This is a genomic window from Psychrobacillus sp. L3 (assembly GCF_042945595.1).
GTDB lineage: Bacteria > Bacillota > Bacilli > Bacillales_A > Planococcaceae > Psychrobacillus.
This window is the reverse complement of sequence record NZ_CP168493.1, coordinates 2,141,946-2,168,110: the sequence shown is the minus strand read 5'-3', so window position 1 is coordinate 2,168,110 and position 26,165 is coordinate 2,141,946. Positions and strand designations below refer to the sequence as shown.

General features: G+C 34.6%; 29 protein-coding genes and 1 pseudogene. 26 read left to right on the top strand and 4 right to left on the bottom strand.

Features of this window, described 5'->3' with window-relative positions:
- The first annotated feature begins 17 nt into the window (after window positions 1–17).
- From ACEPXD_RS10620 to rnz, 4 genes are read left to right on the top strand one after another with little or no spacing between them, the layout of a single operon-like run.
- Complete coding sequence (locus ACEPXD_RS10620) at window positions 18–1,130, top strand: M20/M25/M40 family metallo-hydrolase (protein WP_391115937.1); 1,113 nt, start codon at window positions 18–20, stop codon at window positions 1,128–1,130.
- A 22-nt stretch (window positions 1,131–1,152) separates the two neighbouring features.
- A complete protein-coding gene (locus ACEPXD_RS10615; protein ID WP_391115936.1) occupies window positions 1,153–1,650 on the top strand; it encodes a chemotaxis protein CheW in 498 nt (165 codons plus the stop codon).
- Between the two features lie 55 nt (window positions 1,651–1,705).
- A complete protein-coding gene (locus tag ACEPXD_RS10610; protein ID WP_391115935.1) occupies window positions 1,706–2,950 on the top strand; it encodes a DNA polymerase IV in 1,245 nt (414 codons plus the stop codon).
- A gap of 4 nt (window positions 2,951–2,954) precedes the next feature.
- Window positions 2,955–3,908, top strand: a complete 954-nt coding sequence (gene rnz, locus ACEPXD_RS10605) for a ribonuclease Z (RefSeq protein WP_391123161.1) — start codon at window positions 2,955–2,957, stop codon at window positions 3,906–3,908.
- A 207-nt stretch (window positions 3,909–4,115) separates the two neighbouring features.
- On the opposite strand, the gene proC is transcribed toward rnz, so the two are convergent.
- The gene (proC, locus tag ACEPXD_RS10600) at window positions 4,116–4,928 is read right to left on the bottom strand and encodes a pyrroline-5-carboxylate reductase (RefSeq protein ID WP_391115934.1); all 813 of its coding nucleotides are present in this window, start codon (window positions 4,926–4,928) and stop codon (window positions 4,116–4,118) included.
- Between the two features lie 483 nt (window positions 4,929–5,411).
- Here proC and ACEPXD_RS10595 point away from each other — a divergent pair, with 483 nt between their 5' ends.
- The 3 genes from ACEPXD_RS10595 to ACEPXD_RS10585 are packed head-to-tail and all read left to right on the top strand — an operon-like array spanning window position 5,412 to window position 7,910.
- On the top strand, window positions 5,412–6,359 hold the full coding sequence (locus ACEPXD_RS10595) for an MBL fold metallo-hydrolase (protein WP_391115932.1): 948 nt from the start codon (window positions 5,412–5,414) through the stop codon (window positions 6,357–6,359).
- The gene (locus ACEPXD_RS10590; RefSeq protein ID WP_391115931.1) at window positions 6,346–7,098 is read left to right on the top strand and encodes an SDR family NAD(P)-dependent oxidoreductase; all 753 of its coding nucleotides are present in this window, start codon (window positions 6,346–6,348) and stop codon (window positions 7,096–7,098) included. Before ACEPXD_RS10595 ends, ACEPXD_RS10590 begins: the two co-directional genes overlap by 14 nt.
- Before the next feature lie 26 nt (window positions 7,099–7,124).
- On the top strand, window positions 7,125–7,910 hold the full coding sequence (locus ACEPXD_RS10585) for a GNAT family N-acetyltransferase (protein ID WP_391115930.1): 786 nt from the start codon (window positions 7,125–7,127) through the stop codon (window positions 7,908–7,910).
- 99 nt (window positions 7,911–8,009) lie between these two features.
- Here the strand turns inward: ACEPXD_RS10585 and ACEPXD_RS10580 are convergent, their stop codons facing one another.
- Window positions 8,010–8,174, bottom strand: coding sequence for a Spo0E family sporulation regulatory protein-aspartic acid phosphatase (locus ACEPXD_RS10580; RefSeq protein WP_391115929.1), 165 nt, complete (start codon window positions 8,172–8,174; stop codon window positions 8,010–8,012).
- A gap of 191 nt (window positions 8,175–8,365) precedes the next feature.
- Here ACEPXD_RS10580 and ACEPXD_RS10575 point away from each other — a divergent pair.
- A pseudogene (locus ACEPXD_RS10575) lies at window positions 8,366–8,787 on the top strand (IS1595 family transposase); the annotation flags it as partial.
- A gap of 429 nt (window positions 8,788–9,216) precedes the next feature.
- On the opposite strand, the gene ACEPXD_RS10570 reads toward ACEPXD_RS10575, so the two are convergent.
- Entirely contained in the window at window positions 9,217–10,596 is a 1,380-nt protein-coding gene (locus ACEPXD_RS10570) for a PLP-dependent aminotransferase family protein (protein ID WP_391115928.1), read from the bottom strand.
- An 82-nt stretch (window positions 10,597–10,678) separates the two neighbouring features.
- Here ACEPXD_RS10570 and ACEPXD_RS10565 point away from each other — a divergent pair, with 82 nt between their 5' ends.
- The 11 genes from ACEPXD_RS10565 to ACEPXD_RS10515 all read left to right on the top strand — a co-directional run bounded on the left by ACEPXD_RS10565 (window position 10,679) and on the right by ACEPXD_RS10515 (window position 18,674).
- On the top strand, window positions 10,679–11,107 hold the full coding sequence (locus tag ACEPXD_RS10565) for a GNAT family N-acetyltransferase (protein WP_391115927.1): 429 nt from the start codon (window positions 10,679–10,681) through the stop codon (window positions 11,105–11,107).
- Complete coding sequence (locus ACEPXD_RS10560) at window positions 11,104–11,544, top strand: GNAT family N-acetyltransferase (RefSeq protein ID WP_391115926.1); 441 nt, start codon at window positions 11,104–11,106, stop codon at window positions 11,542–11,544. The genes ACEPXD_RS10565 and ACEPXD_RS10560 overlap by 4 nt, the downstream gene beginning before the upstream one ends.
- A gap of 163 nt (window positions 11,545–11,707) precedes the next feature.
- A complete protein-coding gene (locus ACEPXD_RS10555; protein ID WP_391115925.1) occupies window positions 11,708–12,121 on the top strand; it encodes a VOC family protein in 414 nt (137 codons plus the stop codon).
- Between the two features lie 138 nt (window positions 12,122–12,259).
- On the top strand, window positions 12,260–12,907 hold the full coding sequence (locus ACEPXD_RS10550) for an HAD hydrolase-like protein (RefSeq protein WP_391115924.1): 648 nt from the start codon (window positions 12,260–12,262) through the stop codon (window positions 12,905–12,907).
- 125 nt (window positions 12,908–13,032) lie between these two features.
- Window positions 13,033–13,902 (top strand): aminoglycoside 6-adenylyltransferase, encoded by an 870-nt coding sequence (locus ACEPXD_RS10545; protein ID WP_391115923.1) that lies wholly within the window; start codon window positions 13,033–13,035, stop codon window positions 13,900–13,902.
- 502 nt (window positions 13,903–14,404) lie between these two features.
- Entirely contained in the window at window positions 14,405–15,130 is a 726-nt protein-coding gene (locus tag ACEPXD_RS10540; RefSeq protein WP_391123158.1) for a GTP cyclohydrolase II, read from the top strand.
- A gap of 13 nt (window positions 15,131–15,143) precedes the next feature.
- Window positions 15,144–16,253, top strand: coding sequence for a bifunctional diaminohydroxyphosphoribosylaminopyrimidine deaminase/5-amino-6-(5-phosphoribosylamino)uracil reductase RibD (ribD, locus tag ACEPXD_RS10535; protein WP_391115922.1), 1,110 nt, complete (start codon window positions 15,144–15,146; stop codon window positions 16,251–16,253).
- Complete coding sequence (locus tag ACEPXD_RS10530) at window positions 16,250–17,332, top strand: FAD-dependent monooxygenase (protein ID WP_391115921.1); 1,083 nt, start codon at window positions 16,250–16,252, stop codon at window positions 17,330–17,332. The genes ribD and ACEPXD_RS10530 overlap by 4 nt, the downstream gene beginning before the upstream one ends.
- Before the next feature lie 17 nt (window positions 17,333–17,349).
- A complete protein-coding gene (locus tag ACEPXD_RS10525; RefSeq protein ID WP_391115920.1) occupies window positions 17,350–17,910 on the top strand; it encodes a 5' nucleotidase, NT5C type in 561 nt (186 codons plus the stop codon).
- Window positions 17,911–18,101: 191 nt separating this feature from the next.
- The gene (locus ACEPXD_RS10520; RefSeq protein ID WP_391115919.1) at window positions 18,102–18,401 is read left to right on the top strand and encodes a hypothetical protein; all 300 of its coding nucleotides are present in this window, start codon (window positions 18,102–18,104) and stop codon (window positions 18,399–18,401) included.
- Between the two features lie 81 nt (window positions 18,402–18,482).
- Complete coding sequence (locus ACEPXD_RS10515; RefSeq protein ID WP_391115918.1) at window positions 18,483–18,674, top strand: hypothetical protein; 192 nt, start codon at window positions 18,483–18,485, stop codon at window positions 18,672–18,674.
- Window positions 18,675–18,961: 287 nt separating this feature from the next.
- On the opposite strand, the gene hpaB is transcribed toward ACEPXD_RS10515, so the two are convergent.
- Window positions 18,962–20,413, bottom strand: a complete 1,452-nt coding sequence (gene hpaB / locus ACEPXD_RS10510; RefSeq protein ID WP_391115917.1) for a 4-hydroxyphenylacetate 3-monooxygenase, oxygenase component — start codon at window positions 20,411–20,413, stop codon at window positions 18,962–18,964.
- A 260-nt stretch (window positions 20,414–20,673) separates the two neighbouring features.
- Between hpaB and ACEPXD_RS10505 the strand changes: the two genes are divergently transcribed.
- The 7 genes from ACEPXD_RS10505 (at window position 20,674) to ACEPXD_RS10475 (ending at window position 25,647) form a co-directional block, all read left to right on the top strand.
- Entirely contained in the window at window positions 20,674–21,447 is a 774-nt protein-coding gene (locus tag ACEPXD_RS10505) for a Cof-type HAD-IIB family hydrolase (protein WP_391115916.1), read from the top strand.
- Window positions 21,448–21,504: 57 nt separating this feature from the next.
- Window positions 21,505–22,011 (top strand): nucleoside deaminase, encoded by a 507-nt coding sequence (locus ACEPXD_RS10500; RefSeq protein ID WP_391115915.1) that lies wholly within the window; start codon window positions 21,505–21,507, stop codon window positions 22,009–22,011.
- A 245-nt stretch (window positions 22,012–22,256) separates the two neighbouring features.
- Window positions 22,257–22,847, top strand: coding sequence for a DUF2441 domain-containing protein (locus tag ACEPXD_RS10495; protein ID WP_391115914.1), 591 nt, complete (start codon window positions 22,257–22,259; stop codon window positions 22,845–22,847).
- A 392-nt stretch (window positions 22,848–23,239) separates the two neighbouring features.
- Entirely contained in the window at window positions 23,240–23,449 is a 210-nt protein-coding gene (locus ACEPXD_RS10490; RefSeq protein WP_391115913.1) for a leucine-rich repeat domain-containing protein, read from the top strand.
- 72 nt (window positions 23,450–23,521) lie between these two features.
- On the top strand, window positions 23,522–23,761 hold the full coding sequence (locus ACEPXD_RS10485; protein ID WP_391115912.1) for a hypothetical protein: 240 nt from the start codon (window positions 23,522–23,524) through the stop codon (window positions 23,759–23,761).
- A 196-nt stretch (window positions 23,762–23,957) separates the two neighbouring features.
- A complete protein-coding gene (locus ACEPXD_RS10480) occupies window positions 23,958–24,503 on the top strand; it encodes a hypothetical protein (protein ID WP_391115911.1) in 546 nt (181 codons plus the stop codon).
- 694 nt (window positions 24,504–25,197) lie between these two features.
- Window positions 25,198–25,647: a DUF1569 domain-containing protein gene (locus ACEPXD_RS10475; RefSeq protein WP_391115910.1), complete on the top strand. Its 450-nt coding sequence runs from the start codon at window positions 25,198–25,200 to the stop codon at window positions 25,645–25,647.
- The last annotated feature ends 518 nt before the right edge of the window (window positions 25,648–26,165 follow it).

Sequence of the window (26,165 nt, the reverse complement as noted above, 5' to 3'; positions counted from 1 at the left end):
AGGAGCCTAAAAATAAGATGAATCGTCTAATAGAAGAATTTTTTGAACTAGTAAAAATCGACTCAGAAACAAAACATGAACAAGTAATTGCGCCTATCTTAATGGGTAAATTGGAACAATTAGGGTTTTCTGTTATTCAAGATGACTCTGCTAAAAAAACTGGACATGGTGCTGGAAACTTAATAGCAACTCTTCAAGGAACAAAAGCTGATGCGGATGCTATTTATTTTACGGTGCATATGGATACGGTCGTGCCAGGTAAAGGAATTCAACCTACTTTAAAAGAAGATGGCTATATTTATTCAGATGGTACAACTATTTTAGGTGCAGATGATAAAGCCGGAATTGCTGCTCTTTTTGAAGCAATTAGACGATTAAAAGAAGAAAATATAGAGCACGGGGATATTCAAGTAGTCATCACTGCTGGAGAAGAAAGTGGCCTTGTTGGTGCCAAAGAATTAGATCCTTCATTGCTTACAGCTAAGTACGGCTATGCAATCGATAGTGATGGAACAGTTGGTGGCATTGTGACTGCAGCTCCTTTCCAATCAAAACTTTGGACAACTATTAAAGGAAAAACCGCACACGCAGGAGTTGCGCCTGAAAAAGGTGTTTCTGCCATTACATTAGCTTCTAAGGCTATTTCAGCGATGAAACTAGGTCGTATAGACAATGAAACTACCGCTAATATCGGTCGCTTTGAAGGTGGACAAGCAACAAATATCGTATGTGATGAAGTGCATATACTAGCAGAAGCTCGTTCGATTAATAAAGAAAAGTTAGATGCACAAGTGGCACATATGGTTCAAGTATTTAGTGAAACTGCTGAAAAACATGGCGGTTTTGCCGAAACAGAAACACAGTTAATGTATCCAGGCTTCCGCTTTGAAGGAGACCATCAAGTAGTACAAATAGCAAAACGTGCAGTTGAAAGTATTGGTAGAACTGCCGATATTAAAACTAGTGGTGGAGGCAGTGATGCAAACGTCATTGCTGGATTCGGCATTCCCACAGTAATTTTGTCTGTTGGATATGAAGAAATTCATACAACAAACGAGCGCATGCCAGTAGAAGAGTTAGAAAAACTTGCAGATTTACTTGTTGAAATTGTGAAAGTAGCTGCAGAATAATTCAAATAGGGGGTACCATTTATTGTCTAGTGAAAAAGTAGTTGTTTTTCAATGTGGAAACGAAGATTATGCGGTTCCAATCGAACATGTGATATCTATTGAAAAATTAGAACATATTAACCCGATACCACATTTACCAAATTATTTAATCGGTTTGATGAAAATCCGAGGCGAGCTAGTGCCGATTATTGATTTCGAACAAATATTGTATAATCGTAGTGGTGCTGACAATGAATCATCACGAGTTATCACGATGCATACACAGGATATGTCAATCGGACTTTTGGTGATTGAAGCAAAAGAGATATTAGATATTGCTTCCGATGATATTAAGCAAATTGGCTTAGTAAATTATACAAAAACGCAGTACTTTACAGGAGTCGCAAATTTAGAAAACCGGATGATTACGATTGTGGAACCGTCTATTTTAGTTCGCTCCATAGAAGGTATAAAAGATATTCAAGCATATTTAGAAGAAATGAAAAAAGAGGAGTTAGCTATGGCGGAAGATCGTAACTAACAAGTTTGAGGTAGCTTAATATAGCTACCTTTTTTCCATACGAGAGGTGATTTTTTTGAAGAGAAGAAATAGAATAATTTTTCATCTAGATATGAACAGCTTCTATGCTTCTGTCGAACAAGCGCACGATCCCTCACTGAAAGGAAAACCAATTGCAATTGCAGGAAACCCTAAGGAACGCCGTGGAATTTTAGTTACCTGTTCTTACGAAGCACGAGCTAGAGGCGTATACACAACCATGTCTGTTTGGGAAGCAAAACGAAAATGCCCAGAAATTATATTAATCCCGCCAAATTTTGAACGATACCGAATTGCTTCAAAGGCAATGTTCGACATTCTACGATCTTACACTGAACTCGTTGAACCAGTTTCGATTGATGAAGGATATATAGATATAAGTGAACTGGATTTGTCAGTGGACGCTGTAACATTTGCTGAATCCATTCAACAAAGATTGATGCGGGAACTGGATTTACCTAGTTCCATAGGAATAGCGCCAAATAAGTTTTTAGCTAAAACAGCATCTAACATGAAAAAGCCTATGGGAATTACCGTATTGCGAAAGCGAGAAGTAGCAGAAAAACTTTGGCCACTTCCTGTTATCGAAATGCATGGGGTAGGGGAAAGTACAGCAAACAAGCTTTCCAATATAGGAATTAAAACCATAGGAGATTTGGCGAATATTCCATTGGGTATACTGAAGGAAAAACTAGGGAAAGTAGGGTTAAGACTTTCTGAAAGAGCAAACGGAATAGACGAGAGGCCAGTTGATCCTACTTCTATTTTCGATACAAAAAGTGTTGGCAATTCCACTACTTTACCGTATGATGAAACAAATATAAAAGAAATTGACAAAGTTTTATTAAGATTGTCTCAAAAAGTAACTGCTCGGCTAGATTCCAAAAACCTTGCGGGGAGATCAATTACTATACATATTCGTGATGCTAATTGGAAAAATAAAACGAGAAGTAAAACGATGCAAAATCATCTCTTTGAAGAAAAAGAAATTTTTCATCTTGCGAAAACATTGTTTCACTCAACTTGGGACGGTGAGCCTATTCGTTTACTTGGTGTAACGGTTAATAATGTGCATGATAAAGGCGAGTACGTGGAGCAGCTATCCATTTTTAATTTTGAAGAGCATGCAAAAGAAGAGCCTATCTTAAAGTTAGTTGAACAACTGCAAGCAAAGTTTGGTGCAGATAGTATAAAAAGGGGAATAAAAGTTAAAAAGAAATCCTCCTTAGAGTCAAAAACGAGTTTTAGTAAAGATTTTTTAGATGATCATGAGAAAAGGTGAAAATATGCAACTATTATTTTTAGGTACGGGAGCTGGAATGCCCTCAAAGGGGCGAAATACCACTGCAACTGTTTTAAAATTGCTCGAAGAAAGAGGTACATATTGGCTTTTTGATTGCGGAGAAGCAACCCAGCATCAAATTCTTCATACAACATTAAAACCTCGTAAGCTTGAAAAGATCTTCATCACGCATTTACATGGAGATCATATTTATGGTCTCCCAGGATTATTAGGATCTCGTTCGTTTTTAGGGGGAGATGCGTCTCTGACAATTTATGGACCAAAAGGTATAAAGGCATGGATTGAATTAACGCTTTTGACGTCGAGCACCTATTTACAATATAAATTGAACATCATTGAAATTGAGGATGGCATCATATTTGAAGATGATCAGTTTGTTGTAGAAGCAAAATCGATTGAACATGTTATTCCTTGCTTTGGATATAGAATTACACAGAAACCACTTCCACCTCAATTGATTATCGAGAAAACAGACGCTTTAGGAGTTCCAAGAGGACCACTATTAAAACAATTAAAAGAAGGTAATGATGTTGAGCTACCAGACGGGAGAATTGTTTTAAGTAAAGATGTAACTGGGGATTTAAAAAATGGCTTTCAAATTGCAATATTAGGTGATACAAAATATTGTGAGAACTCTATTTCACTTAGCAAAGGAGCAGACATCGTCGTACATGAGGCTACATTTGATAAGGAGACGTCTGAATTAGCAGGTTTATATGGTCATTCGACAATTTTAGATGCAGCAAATGTTTGTAAAGAAGCGAATGCAAAACATTTAATCGTCAATCATATTAGTGCACGTTTTTTACCTTATCATTTAAAAGAAATGTTAAACCAAGTGGAGCATTTTGATTTCCCAATTCATATTGCAGAAGATTTTGCAGAGTATGATTGGTCAAATGGCATATTGAATAAAGTAACTGATTCCGAGCGTTGATATAATCACTCGGAATCATAATATTTTTTAATCTGTAATGACTAGACTTTGTGTTGCCATCGGTCGAATGATCCGGGATTTAGTCCTTTCTTATCGATTAGTCTCGGTTTTGGATCATTTGGTCTCGAGATTGGAAATTTGGTCTCTAATAGGAATGAAATGGTCTTGATTATTCTAATTTGGTCTCGTTCTACCATTTATTTCAATTTATTCGTAAAGTTTTCCTAGCACTCGAGATTTATTTTGTGCAGCATCGATACAAGCAAAAATGGCCTCTCCTACATTATGCTGTATTAGTTTCTCCACCCCTGCTTCTGTTGTACCACCTGGACTTGTGACTCTTCTACGTAACTCTTCAGGTTCGAAATCACCTTTTTTCATCATTTGTGCAGCACCTTCCATCGTCTGAATAAATAATTGGCGAGCATCGGATTTTTCCAAACCATGCAGGATAGCGGCAGCTTCAAATTGCTCTGCAAAATAATAAAAGTAAGCTGGACCACTCCCAGATAGCGCAGTAACAACATGCAAATCCTCTTCATTCACCGCTTTAACAGTTCCAATGGACTCCAAAATATCAATTATTGCTAGTTTCTCTTCTTCAGATACAAGTATATTCCAACTAACAGCCGAAGCGCTCAATCCAACAGCTGCAGATGTGTTTGGCATGACCCGTGCAATTGGACGTGTCCCTAAGTAATTGGAAATAGTTTGTATCGTTACACCAGCTATAACAGAAATGATCGTTGCATCATTGTTTAAAAAAGGAGCAATGTCCGACAATGCATCTTTCGCGTCTTTAGGTTTCATTGCTAAAAAAACAATATTAGCCTCACATAATGCCTTTTTTTCTTCACACACAATTCCTACATGATAAGCTTTTTTTAATTGTTGAAGTTGTTCCACGTCCGACTTATTCATCACATGAATGTTTTCTGGAGAAATTTTTTCTTCCTTTGTTAATCCATTAATAATCGCCTCAGCCATAGCACCAGCACCGACAAATACAATTTTCGTCATTTAGATTCCTCCTCTTAAAATAAAAAAAGCGCTCTCGTCCTATATATCATAAGGACGAAAACGCAATGATTTCCGCGGTACCACCTAAATTTGCCGAAAAAACGGCACAACTTAATCCTTCTTATCGCGAAGGCCACGACTATGTTTACATAGTAGCTCCGAAGTAGGTTCGACATATGAGCGGGAGGTGAAACTTGCAGCGGATCATTTCACTCTCTTAACTCCATCATATATGTACTATTCTTCATCTTGGCTTAAAATTTTCTGAATTAATGAAATTATAGGACTGTTGCAAGTAAAAGTCAAACTCATTTTTAAATGTAAATTAGAAGTCTGTTTAATAGCAAATTGATACAACGGAGGTTGCTCTCGGAGATCGAAATAGCTTTCGATCATCCTCTATTTCAACAACCACATTAGTGACGCTGTCAATAAAAAAATGTACAATAGAATGAATAACTATTCATAAAAGGGAGTTATCATATGACAATACATAAAATCACTATTCCAACCCCATTTGCAGTAGGGGATGTAAATGCTTATTTAATAAAAGGAGATGCACTTACATTAGTAGATGCTGGTCCTAAAACAGAAGAAGCACTAGTTGCTCTTACAACAGGCATAAAAGAAGCTGGTTACTCGCTTTCAGATATAGAACAAGTACTTCTAACACATCACCATCCAGATCATTCTGGTTGGGTTGATGCTTTTAAACAAGCTACAATATTGGGGCATCCTTATAATCAACCGTGGTTAACAAGAGATACAGATTTTTTCCGCTTTCATGACGAATTTTATCTTCAATGCCTTATGGAGGAAGGAGTACCTGAGAGCTATTTCAATTGGGTCGAAAAAATGAGAAGACCGATCCACTTTATTGGAAACAGACCAATTGAAAAGCTTTTAAAAGACGGAGACATCCTCCCAGGGCATCCCGATTTAACCGTCTTGGAAACATTAGGACATGCTCAAAGCCATCTATCTTTTTGGTCAGAGAATACAGGAATTCTAATTGGGGGAGATCATATTCTGGAAAAAATTTCATCTAATCCACTAATTGAGCCACCTCTTGATCGAAGGTCTCAACGTTCAAAATCTATGCTTCAATATAATGCCTCATTACAACGGATTCAAACTTTACCTGTGGAGAAGATATTTAGTGGGCATGGAAATGAGGTATTTAACGTATCTGAGCTTATTACAAGCAGACTTGAAAAACAGAGAGAACGTGCTTTAAAGGTTTTGGACATGATGAAAGATGGAGAAAAAACTATTTTTCAGCTTACTCAACAGCTATTTCCAAAAGTATATGAAAAAGAACTTGGTTTAACTCTTTCGGAAACAATTGGACAAGTCGATTATTTAATAGATGAAGGCTATATTAGAGAACGACGAAACGAGAAAGGTATTTTGTTATATGAACAAGCGTAAGAAAGTATTTATCACGGGAGCAACAAGTGGAGTTGGACTAATACTTGCAAAAAAACTTCACACAGCAGGGCATGAAATTTGGGCTAGTGGTCGCAATTTTGAAGTTTTGGAGCATTTAGAGGAGCTTGGTTTACATACAATACAAGCAGACTTAACAGAGGAACAATCCTTTGAAAATTTGTTTCTTCAGATGGAGACTCCAGACACAATCGTTCTCTGTGCTGGTGTTGGTACGTTTGAATATTTAACGGAATTAGAAGAAAAAGATATAGCGCAGATGATGCGTGTAAATGTAATAGCGCCAATGCTTCTTACCAAATATTTTGCGGAGAAAATGAAAGCAAGAGGGAGCGGACATATTATTTTTGTAGCTTCCCAAGCAGGTAAAGTAGCGACACCAAAAGCATCCGTTTATGCAGCTTCGAAACACGCGATTTTAGGATTCGCAAATAGCGTTCGAATGGAACTAAAAGAATATGGGATTCAAGTTACGACAATTAATCCTGGACCAATCGACACACCATTTCTTGATTTAGCAGACCAAACCGGCAATTATCGAGACAAACTTAGCAAACATCTCTTATCACCTGAAAAAGTAGTGGAAGCGATAATAAAAACTATTGAACGTCCAGTTCGTGAAGTAAATTTACCATCGTATATGAGCATTACAAGTAAACTTTATGCAGTTTTCCCAAAGTCAGTAGAAACTCTTGGTAAATCGTTTTTTAATAAAAAGTAACCTTTTACTATTTACAGGAGGAATTGTTGATGAATTATCAAGAAATTTTTAAATTGGATTTTGCCTATTTCGAGACTTTTTCCAAACGTACAGAAACCAATTGGGGTTCATTATTTTGTAATGAAAATCAGCCCTCCTATTATGATGCAAACCATGCACATATTAGTAGAATCTCTGATACACCTCAACTAATAATAGATGAAGTAGTTCGTTTTTATGAAACTAAAAAGATAATACCGAGATTTTATATATATGATTTAGAAAACCAACAAAATTTAATTGAAAGTTTAAAATTAAATAATTTTGGCTTCGAAGAATTAGTTAGCCCAGTTCAATTGTGGGATGAAAAAATAGTGGAAATAGATAATAATGAGAATGTAGCGATAGAACTTGTAACTAAAAATAATTATCAAGAAGCTTTAAACATTGAATGCAGTATAAAAGAGTTCGGTGGCAAAGAGGTTAGAGAGAAAGCATTTGAGCAGGAATTTTATCATGCTAGTTTTAAGCACTATCTACTCCGATACAATGGTGTAGCATGTGCAACTGCTTGTATTTTTAGACATGACAATCAAGCTCGAATGGAAAGTGTAGCTACATTAGAAGGATTTAGAGGTAGAGGATTAATAGGAGAGCTAATTCATTATTTGCAAGTTGAAGTTTCAAAAAATAGATTAGAAAACCTATGGGTGTTTCCAATCAATGAAAGAATTGAAAAAGTGTATCAAAAATATGGATTTAAAACCGTAGAAAAATTGAAAATGGGACACGCATTTTTAGGTGGCAAAAGTATTAAAGAAATCCAAGGTTAGTTATTTTTTTTGAAGGCTCCTGACTATCTTCCATAATAAAACCGATCAGTTCCTTCTTAGTACCAATCGGTTTTGTTATAGAGGGTAAATCCTGTCTAACTAGGATACTTTCTTTTGGTATTGATTGAGTAGGTGATCTAGTTCTTGGCTAATGGATACGACAAGTCGGTGGGTATATCCTAAATTTTTCGCCATCCTGTACATGTCTTTCCTCTTGATTCCAATTTGAATCAATAAAGCCGTTTCGTTCAATAAACTTTTCAAAAAAAACTTCCTCCATATTGTGTATTTGGCTTCAATTCTTGAGGATAATTTCTAGAAGATTAGGAAGCAACCTGTCCATTGTAAGACATAAAATACGCAAAATTTGTCACATTGCGTAAGGAATAGAAAATTTAATGTAATTGTAATAAAAGAGGTAAATACTAGTCGAATGATAGGGAAATTAGAGTGTTATTTCTACCGCATTCTACTGGAGATATAACATCTTGAACGCATTAGGAAGGATAGGTTTTAATCAACTACAAGGAATAGTTGAGAGTGAGGAAATCTTTTTTCGTGAGTCTATGAAGGTCGAGAAATCATTCATAGAAAAGCCAAGAAGCGTGGAGAAAAGGACAAGAATATGGGTATCTCAAACCTTAAAATTGCAGTTGTGGTGGCACAAGACCGCAATATTAATATGATTGCTCGTAAAGCAGGAACTGGGCGTATTAAAGCCGAAGAAATCGATACTGTGATTGGTGAGTATATTCACCCATCTTCATTATTATGCACAGCCACCAACTACAAAAAAATTGCCAAAAACAAAGGATTACAACACGAATCGGTCAATGAACACCAAAAACAACGAATTTATCACATAAAAACTTTGCATTTGAAAAACGAGTGGAACAAATGTTTATTTAAGTGTGTTAAAAAACTAATCAAACAACGGTTAAAATGCTTAGAAGTGCATCATAAAAGACCTCAACTTTGAGGTCAGTACTGGCTTTTAGTTTAGGTTCAACTCTTTATAATTCTTACTTACTATCTTTTTTATCTTTTCTAACTTTTACGGCAACCATTATACAGACAAATGCTCCCATAAAAATCGAAAAAATTGCAACAAAAGTACCGTTATCTATTTCCAACACCCCCAAATTAAAGTTAAATCCAGCACCAATAATAATTTAGAGAGTTATTTTATCATAATAGATGATTTTTAGAAATTTTATTCCAAAAGCAACAATCTATTAGAAAACAGCAATGAAATAAATACTAGTCGAATGATGCAAAAGAATAAGATTCTCGCTTTAATGTGTTCCTATGTCCACGCTTTTTTTAATAGCTGCACACCTAGCTGTATTTCTTCGATTGATAAATTACTAAAACCAAGTTTCAATATAGAAAATTCAGGTTTATAACCAATGTATAAATTTGAAGTAGGATATACTTTTACCCCTTGTTCAAGCGCTTGTTGTATAAGTATTTCTTCTCCAACAGAGGACTGTAATTGAATTAATATATATAGTCCAGATTGCGTTCCTATAAGTCTAATGACTTTACCAAAAGCCAAGTGTAAGGAAGAAACGAGCACGTGCATTTTTCTTTTGTATGTTGCACGCATTTTTCGAATATGTGAATCCCAATGTCCACGTTCCATAAAACGAGCCATTGTTCGTTGATGAATACTAGAAGCTGTTTGTTCAAAAGTAGCGAATTGTTGATTATACTGATCCAGTAATTCAGAAGGTAACACCATATAACTTAACCGAATCGACGGTAAAAAAGCTTTTGAAAACGTACTAATATAAATGACTCGTGCCTCTTGTTGAATCGATAAAAGAGCCGGGATTGGCTGTTGTTGATACCGAAATTCACTGTCATAATCATCTTCAATAATATAGCCATTTTGTGAATGCGCCCAATTTAATAATTGTAGTCGCTCTGCGATTGGTAATGTCACACCTGTAGGAAACTGGTGTGATGGAGTAATATATACAAGTTTTGATTCAATTTTTTCAAGCTGTTTCATACATAATCCTTTCTTTCTTACTTCAATAGGATTAATTTGAAATCCGCAAAGTTGAAAAACAGTACGAGCACCGTCATAGCCTGGATTCTCGACTGCTATTGAAGAATACTTGTTTTTTAATAGAATGGACAAATGCATTAAAAGTTGTTGTGTACTACTACCAATCACAATAGAGTCTTCAGAAGTTCGAATACCTCTAGACTGCAATAAATAGTTTGCTATTTTTTCTCTTAGTAGTCTATCTCCTTGTTGTTCACCGTACATATATACAATATCTTCCTTCAATACTTCATTGACACATTTTCTCCAAGCTTTTATTGGAAATGCATGTTGATCAACGGATCCTGCTCGAAAATCCACCTTAATCTTCCTTTCTTCAGATATGGACTTTTCGGCATGTAATGTCGGGGTATGTATATCGATTGACTCGAAAGTTTCAACAAAATATCCTCTTTTTTGCTCACTTCTAATATAACCCTCAGCAAGTAATTGTTCATATGCAACAAGTGTCGTATTTCTACTAACATATAAAATCTCAGCAAGCTGACGAATAGAAGGAAGTTTCGTGTTAGGCTGGAGCTCTTTATTTTCGATAAGTGATCGTATGGAATGGTAAATCTGTTTATATTTTGGACTGTTTTCATTTAGATGTATCATTAATTCTCTCATATATACCCCTAACTGACATGTTGAATTATTCGAAACTGTATCTTTTTAATATGTCACGTGTTGACAATACTATATGAAAGGAGTGAAGAAATTGCAAATTAAAATTTTACAAACAAAAGAAGATTGGCAAGAAGGATATCCTCTTATTCAACAATTGCGCCATCATTTAACGGAAGATCGTTATTTTGAGCTCTTAAAACAAATGCCAACATATCAAGGATGGGTTATCGAGGATGGAGCTCTTAAAGCATTTATTGGATTTGAAGAGTGTCACAACTTTTACAATGAAAGACATATATTTGTCCACGATTTTGTGACAAATGAAAACGATAGATCCAAATGTTATGGGGAAAAGCTAATGGAAGCTCTTATTAAACATGCAAAAGAAAATCAATTTGCTTATATTGCATTGGAATCAGGGATCCAAAGATTTGATGCTCATCGTTTTTATGAAACTAAAATGGGGTTTAATAAATGGTGTTACTCATTTCGAAAGAAGGTTTTCTCATGAAAATTGTAAAAGGGAATCTTAATTGTCTAAAGGATCTCATTCCAGTATTTAATGGGTATCGGTTGTTTAATGGACAATCTAGCGATGAAGAAGGTGCAAAAAATTTTCTATTAGCAAGAATCCAAAATGAGGAATCGGTTATATATATTGCTTACATGGAAGACAACCCTGTTGGATTTGTACAATTATATCCGTTTTTTTCTTCAGTTGGCATGCAGAGAGCGTTCATTTTAAATGATTTGTTTGTCGATCCAGCTTGTCGAAAGAAAGGAATAGGTAAAGCACTTATGAAAAAGGCTTTTCAGTTTTGTGAAGCAGAGAAAGCAAGATTTGTTATATTACAGACAGCAACTAACAACCATAATGCAAAAGCATTGTATGAGCATATGGGAATGCATATAGATAATGAGTATGATAATTATATAAAATATTTATAATTACAAATCCTATTATTCATTAGCAGCCATACAAAGAAAGATTAGAGAATCTACTTTAATCGAACTTATTAAATATAAGTGGGAGAAATAAGAAAGTCATTCAAAGGTATGAACAAATTCCTCTAGATTAAATGATAAAATTACTAAAAAGGGGAAATGGTGAATGCAATATAAATGGCCAACAAATCTGCAAATAGCGCAAATTCGGGTTGCACGTCCTACTCATCAGATAAAGGAAATTACCAAGTTTTATTGTGATGGCCTTGGTTTAAAGAAAATTGGTTCTTTTACTGGGCATGAAGGGTATGATGGTGTCATGATTGGTCTTCCAAACGCAGACTATCATTTAGAGTTTACACAGCATGAAGACGGCAGTCCTTGTCCTTCTCCAACTAAGGACAATTTGCTTGTTTTTTATATGCCCAATCTTGAAGAGATTGAAGTGATGCAAAATAGATTAGTAGACATGGGGTACAATATAGTATCTCCTGAAAATCCATATTGGGAAAAGTCAGGTATTACAATTGAAGATCCAGATGGTTGGCGAATAGTGCTGATGAATACAGCTGGGATTTAAGAAGAACATCCTTGAGAAAGTCCGAAGAGAGAATACATACATTTGAAATGTGTGAAATCTTTCTTTTCGGATTTTTTTTGCAACCATTTTCTTCTATGAACGTATTAGAGTGTAGTACATATAGTAAAGGAGTAAACAATGAAATTATCATTAATCTTTGATATGGATGGTACGTTATTTCAAACGGACAAAATTTTAGAAATATCACTTGAAAATACATTTAACTATTTAAGAGGAAAAAAACTATGGGATAAAGAAACCCCAATCGAAAAGTATCGTGAGATTATGGGAGTGTCATTACCTGTAGTGTGGGAAAACTTATTACCAAATTATTCAATGGAAGTTCGGGAACTTGCGAACAATTTTTTTCATGAGCAATTAATTGCAAATATAAAAGATGGAAAAGGAGCGCTATATCCTCATGTGGGGGAAGTATTCAGTTATCTAAAAAGTAATAACTATTCTATCTATATTGCTAGTAATGGGCAAATTGAGTATTTAAAGGCGATTGTAGATTACTATTATTTAGATCAGTGGGTCACTGAAACATTTAGCATTCAGCAAGTAAAAACGGATGACAAAGCAGATTTAGTTTCTACTATTATAAAGAAGTACGGTATTCGAAAAGGTGCTGTAATTGGGGATAGGTTATCAGATATTAACGCAGCTAAAAAGAATGGAATAACTGCAATTGGGTGTAGATTTGATTTTGCGCAAGAAGCTGAGCTTTCTCTGGCAGATTTAGTTATTGATGATTTACAGGAGTTGAAAAGAATTTTCACGTAATTCTTTGAGCTTTATTTGGCACATATAATACTCGAACAATGATGTAATATCAATTCTACATACAGATTATTTTAGGAAACAGAGCTTGTTAGCTAATTCGAAGAATATAAGTAGAGGAGAATCACATGAGCGATTATAAGGAAATAATGAAAAAAGTGATATTATGGGGAGAAAAAGAGGACGATATTCGCTCCATTTTTGTAGTTGGATCAATGGCTCGCAGTGATAAACCGGCAGATGAGTGGGCAGATATGGACTTAGTCATTGTTACTTCGGATGTTGAAAAATGGTTGAGAAATGAAGAGTGGATAAATTATTTTGGAAATCCTCAAATCTCTTTTTTAGAGGGAACTCCTGTTGGAAATTTAATTGAACGACGTGTAATGTTTGAAGGAGCTAGTAGCGTAGATTTTAATTTCTTGAAATTAGATATGGCTAAAACATTTCTAGAAAGTGAAGAAGTCCAAGGAGTAATTGCACGTGGAGTCAACGTATTACTAGATAAAGATTCCATTACCGACGTCTTTCATAATACTTCTTCCGTGATAATAACCAAAGAAGTACCAGCGTTTAGTGAATATAAAAACGATGTACATGATTTTTGGTTTCATGCAGTTTATACTGCTAAGAAATTACGTCGCGGTGAGTTATTAGTTGCAAAGTCTAACTGTGATGGTTATTTGAAACGACTGTTGATAAAATTTGTGAAGTTGCAATCCATGATGAAAAATAAAACAAATCAACAACGTTGGCATGATGTAAGATTTTTTGAGGAATGGGCAGATAATGAGGTAGTTGAAGAATTTCAAGGGATTTATGGAAAGTATAATGAGGAAAGTGTTTGGGATGCTTTATTTCAAACAATGGAGCTTTATAGAAAAGTTGCTCAACAAATAGCAGTTGAACTCAATTATGAATATCCAATAATTGCTGATCAAAGTGCAACTAACCTAGTAACTAATTATTACAATGGAAGACCATATCTAATATCCTAATATAAATAAGGAAAAGAATAAACAATTAATTCTTTTACCTATTACAATTGTTGTGGAGTTACCTCTAATAAGAGCAAATTAAAATATCGAAAGCCACTTATTGGGGTGGCTTTTTATTGATTGTCCTATTTTCTGGAGATCAATTTAGAAAAAAAATAGGTATTTATTAATTCCTCACAAACTAGTTTTTACGTTAACTAATTAGCCTTCTACAGTAAATGCATTAAAGTGAAGTGTTTAATATGGAAGGAATCAAAGCGCCATTCGTCCAATTTTTATCTTTGCGTTTTGCATAAAATAAGTGAATCTAGTATGCTATTTGCAGATAGTGTATATCATTTGACTCTAAATGCTTGTAATTATATACTAGGTTACGTTATGTAACTAAAGGTTTCAGAAAAAGATTTAATAGACAAATAGAAAACAGATGCTTCATCGCAGCATGAATATCTGTTTAAACTATAAGATTGGTGAGAATGAGATGACTATATTAAAAGAAACAATGGATATTTTACAAGATAAAATGAAATTAATTGAAATCACAGCTGACGAAAAAATATGTTTAGTCGGCCCTGTAAAGTTGCCAATTAAACAGGGTGATTTTACAGCTACATTCAACTGGTATTCTTGGCTAAAAGTCGATGCCACGCAAACTAAAGAAGAGGTTGTTGCCTCGCTTGCAAAATCAAATTTAGCTTTCGGACAACAGTCATCGGTTTTAGTATATGGTGACTTTGCACATGAAGATGATGCACTCATTCGTATGCATAGTATTTGTCATACTGGTGATATTTTTGGTAGTCAGCGTTGTGATTGTGGCTTTCAGTTGCACGAATCGATGAAAATGATAGCGAATCATGGGTGCGGAGCAATTTTTTACTTAGCAGACCACGAAGGACGAGGCATCGGTTTATTTTCAAAATCATTAGCTTACCTACTACAAGAGGATGGGTATGACACGGTGGAAGCTAATCATGCACTTGCCTTCGAAGATGATACTCGTTCATACGAGGATGCGATTCGTGTATTAGAAGCGTTAAGAGATAAGCCAGTTACATTAATTACAAACAATCCTAAAAAGCTTTCTGCGCTAAAGGCTCATGGGTTACTAGCAGATCATCATGTACCACTATGGGGCGGATTAACAGATACAAATCGTTTCTATTTAGAAACAAAAGTGCAAAAGTCAGGACATATTCTAGAAGAAAAACCGACAATACACGTTTAAGGAGTGCATGGCGATGAAGAACGATCAAGATTATATGCGCCTTGCCCTTGATTTAGCTGCAAGTGCAAAAGGTAAAACAAATCCAAATCCAATTGTAGGGGCTGTCATCGTAAAAGATGGCGTCATTGTTGGAACAGGCCTACACCGTAAAGCAGGTGAGCCTCACGCAGAAGTACACGCTTTTAATATGGCAGGTGAGCATGCGAAAGGGGCGACCTTGTACGTTACGTTAGAGCCATGCTCTCATTACGGCAAAACACCACCATGTGCGAAGCTTGTGAAAGAATCAGAAGTATCCCGTGTAGTTGTAGCAATGCAAGACCCAAATCCTGAAGTGGCTGGAAGAGGCATTAAGATGCTACTTGACGCTGGCATTGAAGTAGATGTTGGTGTGTTAGAAGACGAGGCAAAAAGACTCAACGAACGCTTTGTTCATAATATGATCTCGGAGCGTCCATTTGTCATTTCAAAATTTGCAATGACATTAGATGGTAAACTTGCGACTCATACTGGTCATTCAAAATGGATAACAGGTGAAGTTGCACGTGCAGATGTGCATCTACTACGAAATGAAGTAGATGCTATTTTAGTCGGTGTTGGGACAGTATTAGCGGATAATCCATCCTTAACGACTAGATTACCTGAAGGCGGAGGGAAAAACCCAACTCGCATTATTTTAGATAGTCATTTACGCACACCACTAGAAGCAAAAGTATTACAAACCGACGAAGCAGATACTATCATTGTCACAACTATTGATGCAGATTCGGAACTTGTAAGACTATATGAAGAAAAAGGCGTGTCATTTATTTATGTTTCACGTGTTGACAATGGATTGAACTTACAAGAAATGCTTGTAAAGTTATATAAAGGGGGAATTACTGATGTGCTCGTTGAAGGTGGCGGAGCAGTAAATGCTTCGTTTTTAAGAGCGGGTTTAATTGATAAGTACTTTATTTATATAGCACCTAAAGTCTTAGGTGGAAGAAATTCCTTAACACCGTTTACTGGTGAAAATGTAGATACAATGGATGCTGCAATGCAAGTATCATTTGAAATAATCGAGAAGTTTGGAGAAGATATTCGAATTACAGCGTATCCAAAGCAAGGTGATAAAGAGTGAATAATAAAGTAGACGTATGCATAGTAGGGGCCGGGCCAGGAGGGGTACTACTTGCATATTTACTTGCAAAGAAAAATGTTTCCGTTATACTTCTGGAACGGCAACAAGAAGTAGGAAAAGCATTTCGCGGCGAGCATTTAAACGAAGAAGGAGAAGCAATTCTAAAAGAACACGGTCTCTTTGAAGCAATTGAACAATTAGGGTTACTTCGTATGGAACAGCTGGAATATTGGCATGAAGGAATGCCATTTAAAACGATCTTACCCGATCCAAAAGTAGGGCATCTCGGAATTCATGTACCCCAAACACATTTGTTAACCGTGTTGTTAAAGGCAGCACAGGAATACGCTACATTTAGTTGTATGATGAATACGAAAGTAGTAGAGTTGCTAAAAAATAACTCAGGAAATTTTTGTGGAGTCAAAGCAGTAAGTGATGGGGAAGAAATTGTGATTGAAAGCAATCTTATTATCGGTGCGGATGGTCGTTACTCAACAGTGCGGAAAAAAGCAAATATTGACGTGACGATTAGAAAGCATGGCTTTGATTTACTATGGGCTAGAATTCCTGCACCAAAAGATTGGGAGCCATCGATTAAAATGGCACTTATTGGTGATAAACAATTATCGCTATTTACACAAGCGAAAGGCTTTATACAAATTGGTTGGAATATTGAGGAAGGTTCATATTCTAAGTTACGAAAGCAACCCTTTACTCCGTTTATCGAGCAATTGATTGAAGCATTTCCACAACTTGAAGAAACTGTTCATCAACATATTCAATCATGGCAGGATTTTGTCTTATTAGATGTGTACAGTTCTACGAGTGAAAGTTGGGGAAAAGACGGTGTAATCTTATTAGGTGATGCGGTACATACGATGACACCAACAGGGGCTTTCGGATTAAACAGCGCATTAAAAGATGCAGACTTTCTTGCAACTCTTATTGATAAAAACTATGTATCGCAACTCGATTTATTGGATTGTGCGACAAAAAGAAAAAAAGAAGTAGAAAAGATTCAAGCGATTCAAATTGAGAAAGAGCAGTCATTTGCGTCCCAATTTGTCGTATTGGCTTAAGGAGTAGGAGAATTTACGTGAAATTTGGTTTTGATATTGATGATACGTTAATTAATTTAAGAGAACATGCCTTTCATTTATACAATAAAAAATTAAAACAAAATATAGGCTTAGAAGTTTTTCGAAGTATTAATTCAGTCGAAATCCATGAAGCATTCGGGCTTGAAAAAGATGCTGGTAATGCAATGTGGGTTAGCTTAATGGAAGAAATATATTTTACAGATTGCCCAGCGTTCGAAGGAGCAATTGAAACGTTGCAACAATTAATAAAAGACGGACATGAAATTTTTTATATTACATCTCGTCCGAAAAAATATTGTACGCAAACGCGCGATTGGATGAAATCACAAGGCTTCCCAGTGCAAGATGATCATTTTTACTGTGGCATGCAAGACGATGAAAAAATTGCAACGATTAAAGAGCTAGAATTAGATTTCTATTTCGACGATAAACCAGCAGTACTTGAAACGCTACTTGAAGTTGCGACTAAAGTATATATTATGGACCAGTCGTATAATCAACATGTAGATCTACCACGAATGAAGCAGTGGTCAGAGCTAGAAAAAATCATGTTATAAATGAAGAAGCATCTTTACACTATCATAGGCGACAGTTAGTAGCCAGATAGTATGAAGATGCTTTTTTTTAAAAAAAAGAATAAGATAGGAATATCGATTATTATGCCAGTAACAGATCGATTTCCGCTGCATGCAGACACTTGCGAGTCGAGCAAGCATCAAGTCGCTAGTTGCCGCTTGCGCTTTTCATATTGGCTGAAGTAGTTATTGTGTTAGTTACAATGGTAATTGATCACATTGGAGCCACTATTTATGATGCACCTGAATATTTGGGATACTGTGGTGGAGTCGAGGTTAAAACAGCTTTTGATTATAGTTGTACCTATAATTATTATAAGCGGTGCTTTTTGATGAAGAATATTGATTTGAAAAAGGAGTTAGGTGAGCAATATCGGAGGGAAATTATTCAGGCAAGTGGCTATTTAGAAGCTTTATCGAGGATGTCATCTATAGAGCTACAGGCATTTGTGGAATCGAATCTTTTTCTATAGCTGTCATTCTTTTTATCGGATATTTCCTTTACAATTCAGCATCAAGAATCAGCTAATCTATTAAGTGAAACCGACCATCAATTGAATGCGGTAAATTCTCTAAATGAGGAGGAGCTAACCGCATTACATACAGATTTACGAAAGCTAGTATTTACAGTGAATGACTTAATCGATGAGATTGGAGATAAAAGAATGGATTGGTACCAATTTTATCAAAGTCCATCTAAAAGAGTGCTGGAGAGAATTGATGAACGGCTAGCGTTAGAGTATTAATAGGAAGAAAAAGCTTTTTAATAAAAGGCTGAGCTTTCAGTATGATTATATTGAATCTATTTGTAAATCAAGAAACATCTCCATTCTTCCTAAATTAATGGCAAGGCTGGTACTACCAATCAAAAAGGATTAATCTCCCATAAGTGTTACCCATATAGGTCGAATGAGCATGGAATCGTTGCCAAAATAACAGAACGCTCAATGTATAAAAGGATTGAGCGTAGTATTTTAATCCTAAAAAGGAATTACTAAAGCTGTATTCAATAAAGACAATCAGTGAACTTCAGTTACTCTTCTTTTTTTAGATTTAAGAAATTACTAATTACCTTTACATATTCATTTTTTGGATATTTCTTATATAAGTCGCTTGATAATCGAATCGGATCGCCAAAAAAGTATCGTTCATATTGGGTTTGTCTTGTTCCAAATGAACTCATTGTTAGATCCCAAGCTAAACGAAATATTTTTACACGTTCCTCTGCGGTCTTTGTTGCTCCTTGAAGATATAAATCTAAGTCATTTCTAATAATAGATTGAAATGCGTTTTCAGTTGGCAATGTAATCATTCCACTAGCTCCGATTAGCTGAATAATTTCAGTGAAACGAGGATATATTTTAGGGAAAATGTTACCGGCAACTTGAAGCGGGAAAATTTCTGGACGCATATATCCCCATTCATCTAATTTTGCGTTATTTTCCGATTTTTCTAACAAGGCTTTCATTGTTTCTAGACCAATGATGATTTCTGACATCTTTTCTTGGACATGTTGATACTCGCTAATATTAATCGTTTCGATAAGAAGCTGAGAAATACCTAAGACGAACTCTGTTTTTACAATTTGTCTAGTCAATACTTGGTGCTTAGTAAAGGGATGGAAAGAGCTTTGAATTGGGAATGCTTCGGCTACTTCCGCATTGTTGTAATAAAATACCCTATTCCAAGGTACTAAAACATTGTCAAAGACAACCATAGAATCCATTTCTTCGAACCGCGAACTTAATGGATGATTAAAAGAAGATTGTCCTCCGATGAATGTATCCCTACAAATAAACTTTATTCCTTTCGTGTTTGAAGGGATAGAAAAAGCAAAAGCTTCATCTTCATTAAATAGAAATTTACCAACGCTAAATACTAATACTTCATCTGTTAAACCACCTTGCGTAGCAAGAAGACGAGCACCTTTAATAATGATTCCTTCTTCATTTTTATCAATAACTTTTGCAGCGATTGGTTCATCGCTATTTTCAAAGTAAATATGAGAACGATTCACTTGTGGAGAAATAAAGGTATGTGTAAACGACAAGTCATTTTCCCGGGCCAATTCATAAAATGCTTGTAGATTATTTGGAAAACATTTGTCCTTATTTTTTAAAAAGGATACTGAAGAAGTAAAGCTCATTAAAACTGTGTTCAAATAATCTGGGCTTCTTCCCATGATACCCCCTGAATACCTAGCCCAATGTTCAGTCATCTTTCTTCTTCTTATTAAGTCCTCTTTCGTTTTTGGTTGCAAATAGGAAAGACCAATAAGTTCTCCTGTAACTGGGGAAATAAAAGTCATCTCATCTTTTATTTTCGGGTCATGTTGCAAATCATAAAGAGCCGCTTTTGACTGAATAAGTCCCTTAAAGGCAGGTTGTTCAGAGAGCAAACCTTCCATTTTTTCACCGTCGTACCAAATTTCATTATTCAGTTGATTTAATCGGTTAATATAATCTTTTCCATTAATAGCCCCCATGATTCACTCCCCAATTTAAATCGATTTTTATTAAAAAATATTAAATTATTGTAGTTTTACAAGTTAATTCATGCAATATTTTTTACTATTAATAAAATTAATCTATGTAAATAGATCATGCTAATATTCCTTCTTTAACTAAAGAGGTAAGTTGAATAAGTAAAAGGTCTTTAGTATGGTGATTAGCAGATACAATAATAAATGAGAATTATTGAAACCTTCTGGTTAATGAGCCGTATTATTTTAAAGGGGGAATACTTATGACCTATAAAATTGTATTTTTCGATGTAGATGGAACAATTACACATCACAGGGATGGAACCATTTCAAACAGCACTAAAAAAGCTATAAGAGCATTAAAAAACAAAGGAATAAAGGTTGTTGCTGCAACTGGAAGACCTTTTTCCATGTGCAGGGAAATAGAGGAAATAGGAATTGATACGTTCATCACAGCAAATGGAGCCTATGTAAAGCATAATCAAAAAGTGATTCATAAAATTACGATGGATAAAGAGATCATTCAAGAAATGGTTGAATTTGCATACATACAAAATAACGCACTCTCCTTCTATACTGAGGACTTTAGCATGAACGGAGTACAAGATCCAAGTATATTAAAAGCATTAAAGGAAACTTTGTCATTGAATGAGTATCCTATTATTAACTCTAAAATTAATGAAGAAGAAGTTTATTTAATGTGCTTATTCGCAAACGATGATACTGTTCAGCAATACATATATACATTTCCACATATTACATTTAAAAGATGGCATCCTTATGTGTTAAATGTACTGCAACATGACGTCTCTAAGTCAATAGCAATCCTTAAAGTATTAGACTACTTTGGAATTGATAAATCGGAAGCGGTAGCTTTTGGCGATGGAGAAAATGATATAGATATGTTAGAGATAGTAGGACTTGGTATAGCCATGGGGAATGGAAATGAAAAAATAAAAAACATAGCTGATTTCGTAACGAAAAAATCCAGTGAAGACGGAATTGAATATGCATTAAAAAGCTTGGGGATTATTTAAGGCAATATAGTTGAACAAAAATATTACACAAATCCAATATTTGAGGTAGGGGAAATTATGAGTATTGATAAAGATAGACTTTTTTTAGAAATGGCATTGGAAGAGGCAGAGCAAGCATTAAAGGAAAATACATACCCAGTAGGAGCAGTAATTGTTGATGAAAACTTTAACATCATTTCAACAGGACGAAATAGGGTACATCCAGCAAAAGATGCAACTGCCCACGCAGAAATTGATGCTATAAGAAATGCTGGTCAAGCAATATTTAACGCAAAAATAAAAAGAGAGAAATTCACAATATACACATCATTAGAGCCTTGTCCTATGTGTACTGGTGGGATTTTATTTGCAAATATCAAAAGAGTAGTTTGGCTTCTAAATGACGACTTAGGATTTGGTGGTTATAGAAAAATAAAAGATTCTAAGGTCTTCGATGAAAGGTTTAATGTAGTAGAAATGATTGAACAACCATATGAAGATCTAAAAAATAGGCAAAACGAGCTTATGAGTAAATGGGCAATTAATCCGAATAATGTTATAAACTTACGAAATGCAATAAAATAGAAATTCCTTCTTAAAATAACAGGGGAGGTTAGTTTAAGAAGGAATTCGGCTTATCGATAAATAAATAATGAATAATAGATTATTGGGAGTGGATGTAATGAAAGCAGCAAAGAAAATTGCTATTATTACTGAAATTCACGGAAATAGTTCTGAATTGAAAGCTGTTTTTTAATGATAACGATTAAGATTAAGATAAGGAAATTGAACATAAAGCCGTCTTGTTCAGGGACAATTGGAGGAAGACTATGGAAAAGAACGAACTGTATGTTTATCATATCGTTACTAGGAAAATAATGAGTCTTGGGCAAATTATTAACTTTGACAAGGATCAAAAGAACACCTTATATCGCTTCTTTTTTGAAAGGGAACAATTGAATTCTAAAGGTGAAGACTTCATTCAGATTTTACAAGGTCATTATACAAATGCAGGCTTGAACTTGAATAATGAAAATGCCCAAGTAGCTTTAAATTATGTTGACCAAACAATCAGAGCAATTAGAGAAGTTATTGTAGAAATGGTTAGAATACAAGATTATCCTGAATATCCTTCAAGATTGTCTTGCTTATACGCTGCGAAAAGCTATGAAGATATTTTGAAATGGAAAGCATTATTTGATTCTTACAATAGAAAGGTTTTGCAGATTGTTAAACTTCGAGTTATTGGGAATTCTTTTGAGGGAGATGGAAACCTTTTACCAAAAGAGGATGGAATCCCTTTTTCTAAAAAAATTGAACAAGCTACAAAATATTGGAAGGGTAATGTAAAAAATGAGCTACCTGAGCTCTTGATTAACGGAATAATTGAAGTGGTAGAAATTATTGAAGATTTCTCATAAATATCGATTGGTTCATTAATAGTATATTTGATTTATATAGTTTATATTATACTGAATGGTTATATAAAAAAATACAATATTCCGAGTAAATGGGATAAAGTAGGCGTGCTTCAAAATGAGGTAATGTTCGGTATTGTTTTGATGAACAGTCATATGGTCCTCCTACGGATCGGAAACCGAGATTGTTGAAGTCAAACTAGCGGAAGGGCTCTATGGCATCGTAGTGTATCGACTTTTTTCTCTGTCGTAGAAACAGTATAGATATGGTATCCAATTCACTCTCTCTGGTGAAGCGCTTATGTAGAGAATCATGGATGACTAACTCAAAATAGGAGGCAGACAAATGGAACTAAACTTCCCTCAAATGAAATTAGACTCTTTACCTAAATTGGATGTATCCGCTGCTCAAAGTGAAATATTTTAATTTAAGTGATAATAGATTAATAAAATTACCTGATGAACTTGGAAATTTAACCAAATTGATAGAACTGCGAGTTATGAATAATCAACTAAAGGAGTTGCCGTTCAGTATTAGTAGATTAAGTAATTTGAAGGAATTGCATTTAAAAAATAATCAAATCACATATCTTCCAGAAAATTAGGGGATTTGTCATTATTACGTGTTTTAGATATGGAAGAAAATGAATTAAAAGATATACCCCAATCGATACTAAATGTTTAAAGTTGAGAAGACTAATATGAGACATAATCAATTGACCACATTGCCTGAAGAGATTGGGCAATTGAAGAATTTATTAGAAGTTGATTTAAGAAGCAATCTTCTCACTGAATTACCAAAATCCTTGATGAAAATTGAGGGGTTAGAAAGGCTAGATCTGAGATGGAATCACCAATTAAACATACCAAAGTGGTTAGGTGAATTTGAAGAAAAAGGGTGCATCATTTATTTTTAAGTTGTGATTAAATGCAACTAAACTAAGGTGGCATTAATTGAAGATCATTGAGCTGTAGATACAGTCCTTGTTTCTTGTTCAAAAAAAGAAGTAGTTTATCTGAATAAGAAATGGATATATATTCTAAATAAAAAAGGTCTTTTATGAGATTATATAGAATATTATCATAAACTGCATATAAATGGAGGGGATGAGGGTGGATTTTGTTGGCTTTAATAAGAAAACTAAGGGTTTAATATATTGCTTCCTATTGTTTTTAGTATTGGGATTAACAAGTTTCAATATAGCGGATTCTATAAAAAATGAATACAGTGTAGTTCGTGATAACTTGATTAGTCAAATTATTGGTAAAGATCTTAACAATAATGATATTAAAAAAATCGAAAATACTCTTCAAGCTATAAATGAAAAATTTCATACATCGGAAAGCATTGCGATATATAACAAAAAAGATGGAGTCAATGACGTACAATATTTCTATTTAGATTTAGAGGAAGCTGACTACTTGTTTCCAATAAATGCAGGAATGAAAGAGAACTTGATGACTGAATCATTTTATCCAACTGAAGGATTTGATGCAGGGAAATATTATATTGTACATCGCTATTTTGCAGAACGGTTTTATTTATTCCCAGTTGGATTGTTTACTATATGCGGGGTTTTATTTATACTTTGGCTTTTATTACAAATTAAATATGTTTACACTACAAGACTTTTTAAATTCAAATTTAAAACTCTTTAATTAATTTCTAGCGGGAGGCGATGCTTTTAATAAAGCATCGCTTTCTCTTTTGATTAATGTAGAAGAATGTGAAAGTTTATATAATGAGTAAATTTCGATGAAGAGACTTTGGTTTCTATACAAACTGAAGATAGCAAACAAGTTACTCCAATGATAGACATACAATATGATTTTACGTACCTTGAAGAATTGCCAAAAGATAAATTAGCAACCTACAACAACTTTTTCTATTCCTTAAAGGCAAGGCTAGTATAATAACCAGAGTAGGATTAATATCCCATGAGTGCTACTCGTATTGAGTGCGACAGTACGTGATGCAGTGTAGTTGAAAAACAAAGTTGGGCTATTGTGGTAAAATTTGATTGTAGGGGAATGGAATTATGGCAAAATATATTAAAATATTTTTCTTAACTTTAATGGTCAGTGTAATTTTATATCTTATATTTCTTCCTATTTTTGATGGTGGAAATTATATAGAAACAGTAATTACGTCAATTGCAACAATAATTATTATACTTCTATCATTTATAAATTCACACATGTACTATTTAATAAATTTAATAAAAAGTAAAATTTAGTTCTATCTTGACTAACGGGGCAAGTTTGTTGAAGAGTGTTGTTTAACTTGTGTTCAACAATCGGGCCAAATAAGTTAAGAAGGTTGACTCATTATAATTAAAGGGGATATGCACTAATGAAAAATATTTTTAATCATAAGCATACAGCAGAAGTTTTAAAGCGTATTGACAAATTGAGTCCAAATTCACAACCGCAATGGGGAAAAATGGATGTTGCCCAAATGCTAGCGCATTGTTCATCTTTCCAAGACATTGCAATGGGAAATTCTTTTCCACCAAGGAGTTGGTTAGGAATAATAGTAGGGAGGTTTGCAAAACAAATCATTTACAATGACAAGACATTGCCCCATAATTTGTCTACTATTCCAACCATTTTGATTGCAGATGATAGAGAATTTGTCACAGAAAAAGAAAAGCTTAAACAAAAAATTATCACATTCCAAAATAACGGACCAGAGAAGTGCACAACTCATCCGCATCCTTTTTTTGGGAAACTCACTTCTGAGCAATGGGGTAAAGGAATATACAAGCACCTTGACCATCATTTTAAACAGTTTGATGTTTAAACATTGAAAAACAAAATGAAACGATGTGCATCGTTAGTTGAAGAAAGTATCTCTAAGCCTAATTATTATTCTCTTTCATAAGATGAACAATGCTTTGATTTATTCTCAATTACTATTTGAAGCAACCAACAGTATGCCTTTTAATAATCTTTAGTTTTGCCTTAACCTGGAGCGATTGTTGAATAAGCTTCACTTTTCTTCTTCAACTACCATGAAAATAAATTTCTTCAAGAAAAGAAAAATGTCAACACTTAAGAAGACCTTGCTCAATCGTAAAAAAAGTGGAGAGCGTATATTATTAATTCTATGGATTTTGGTGGACTACTAGTATTGACTCATCTAAGCATTTTCATTTTCTGTGGTGCAGTACTATTTTGTGCTGCATGGATGGCTTAAGGGGCAGTTTAATTGAATAACAGACAGCAGTACTGTCATTTGAATGATCCTTTAATCAAGGTAAGACATTGAAACCTATTTTGGAAGTTCCACCTAGAACAAGCAAGCTATCAAAAAGTAGC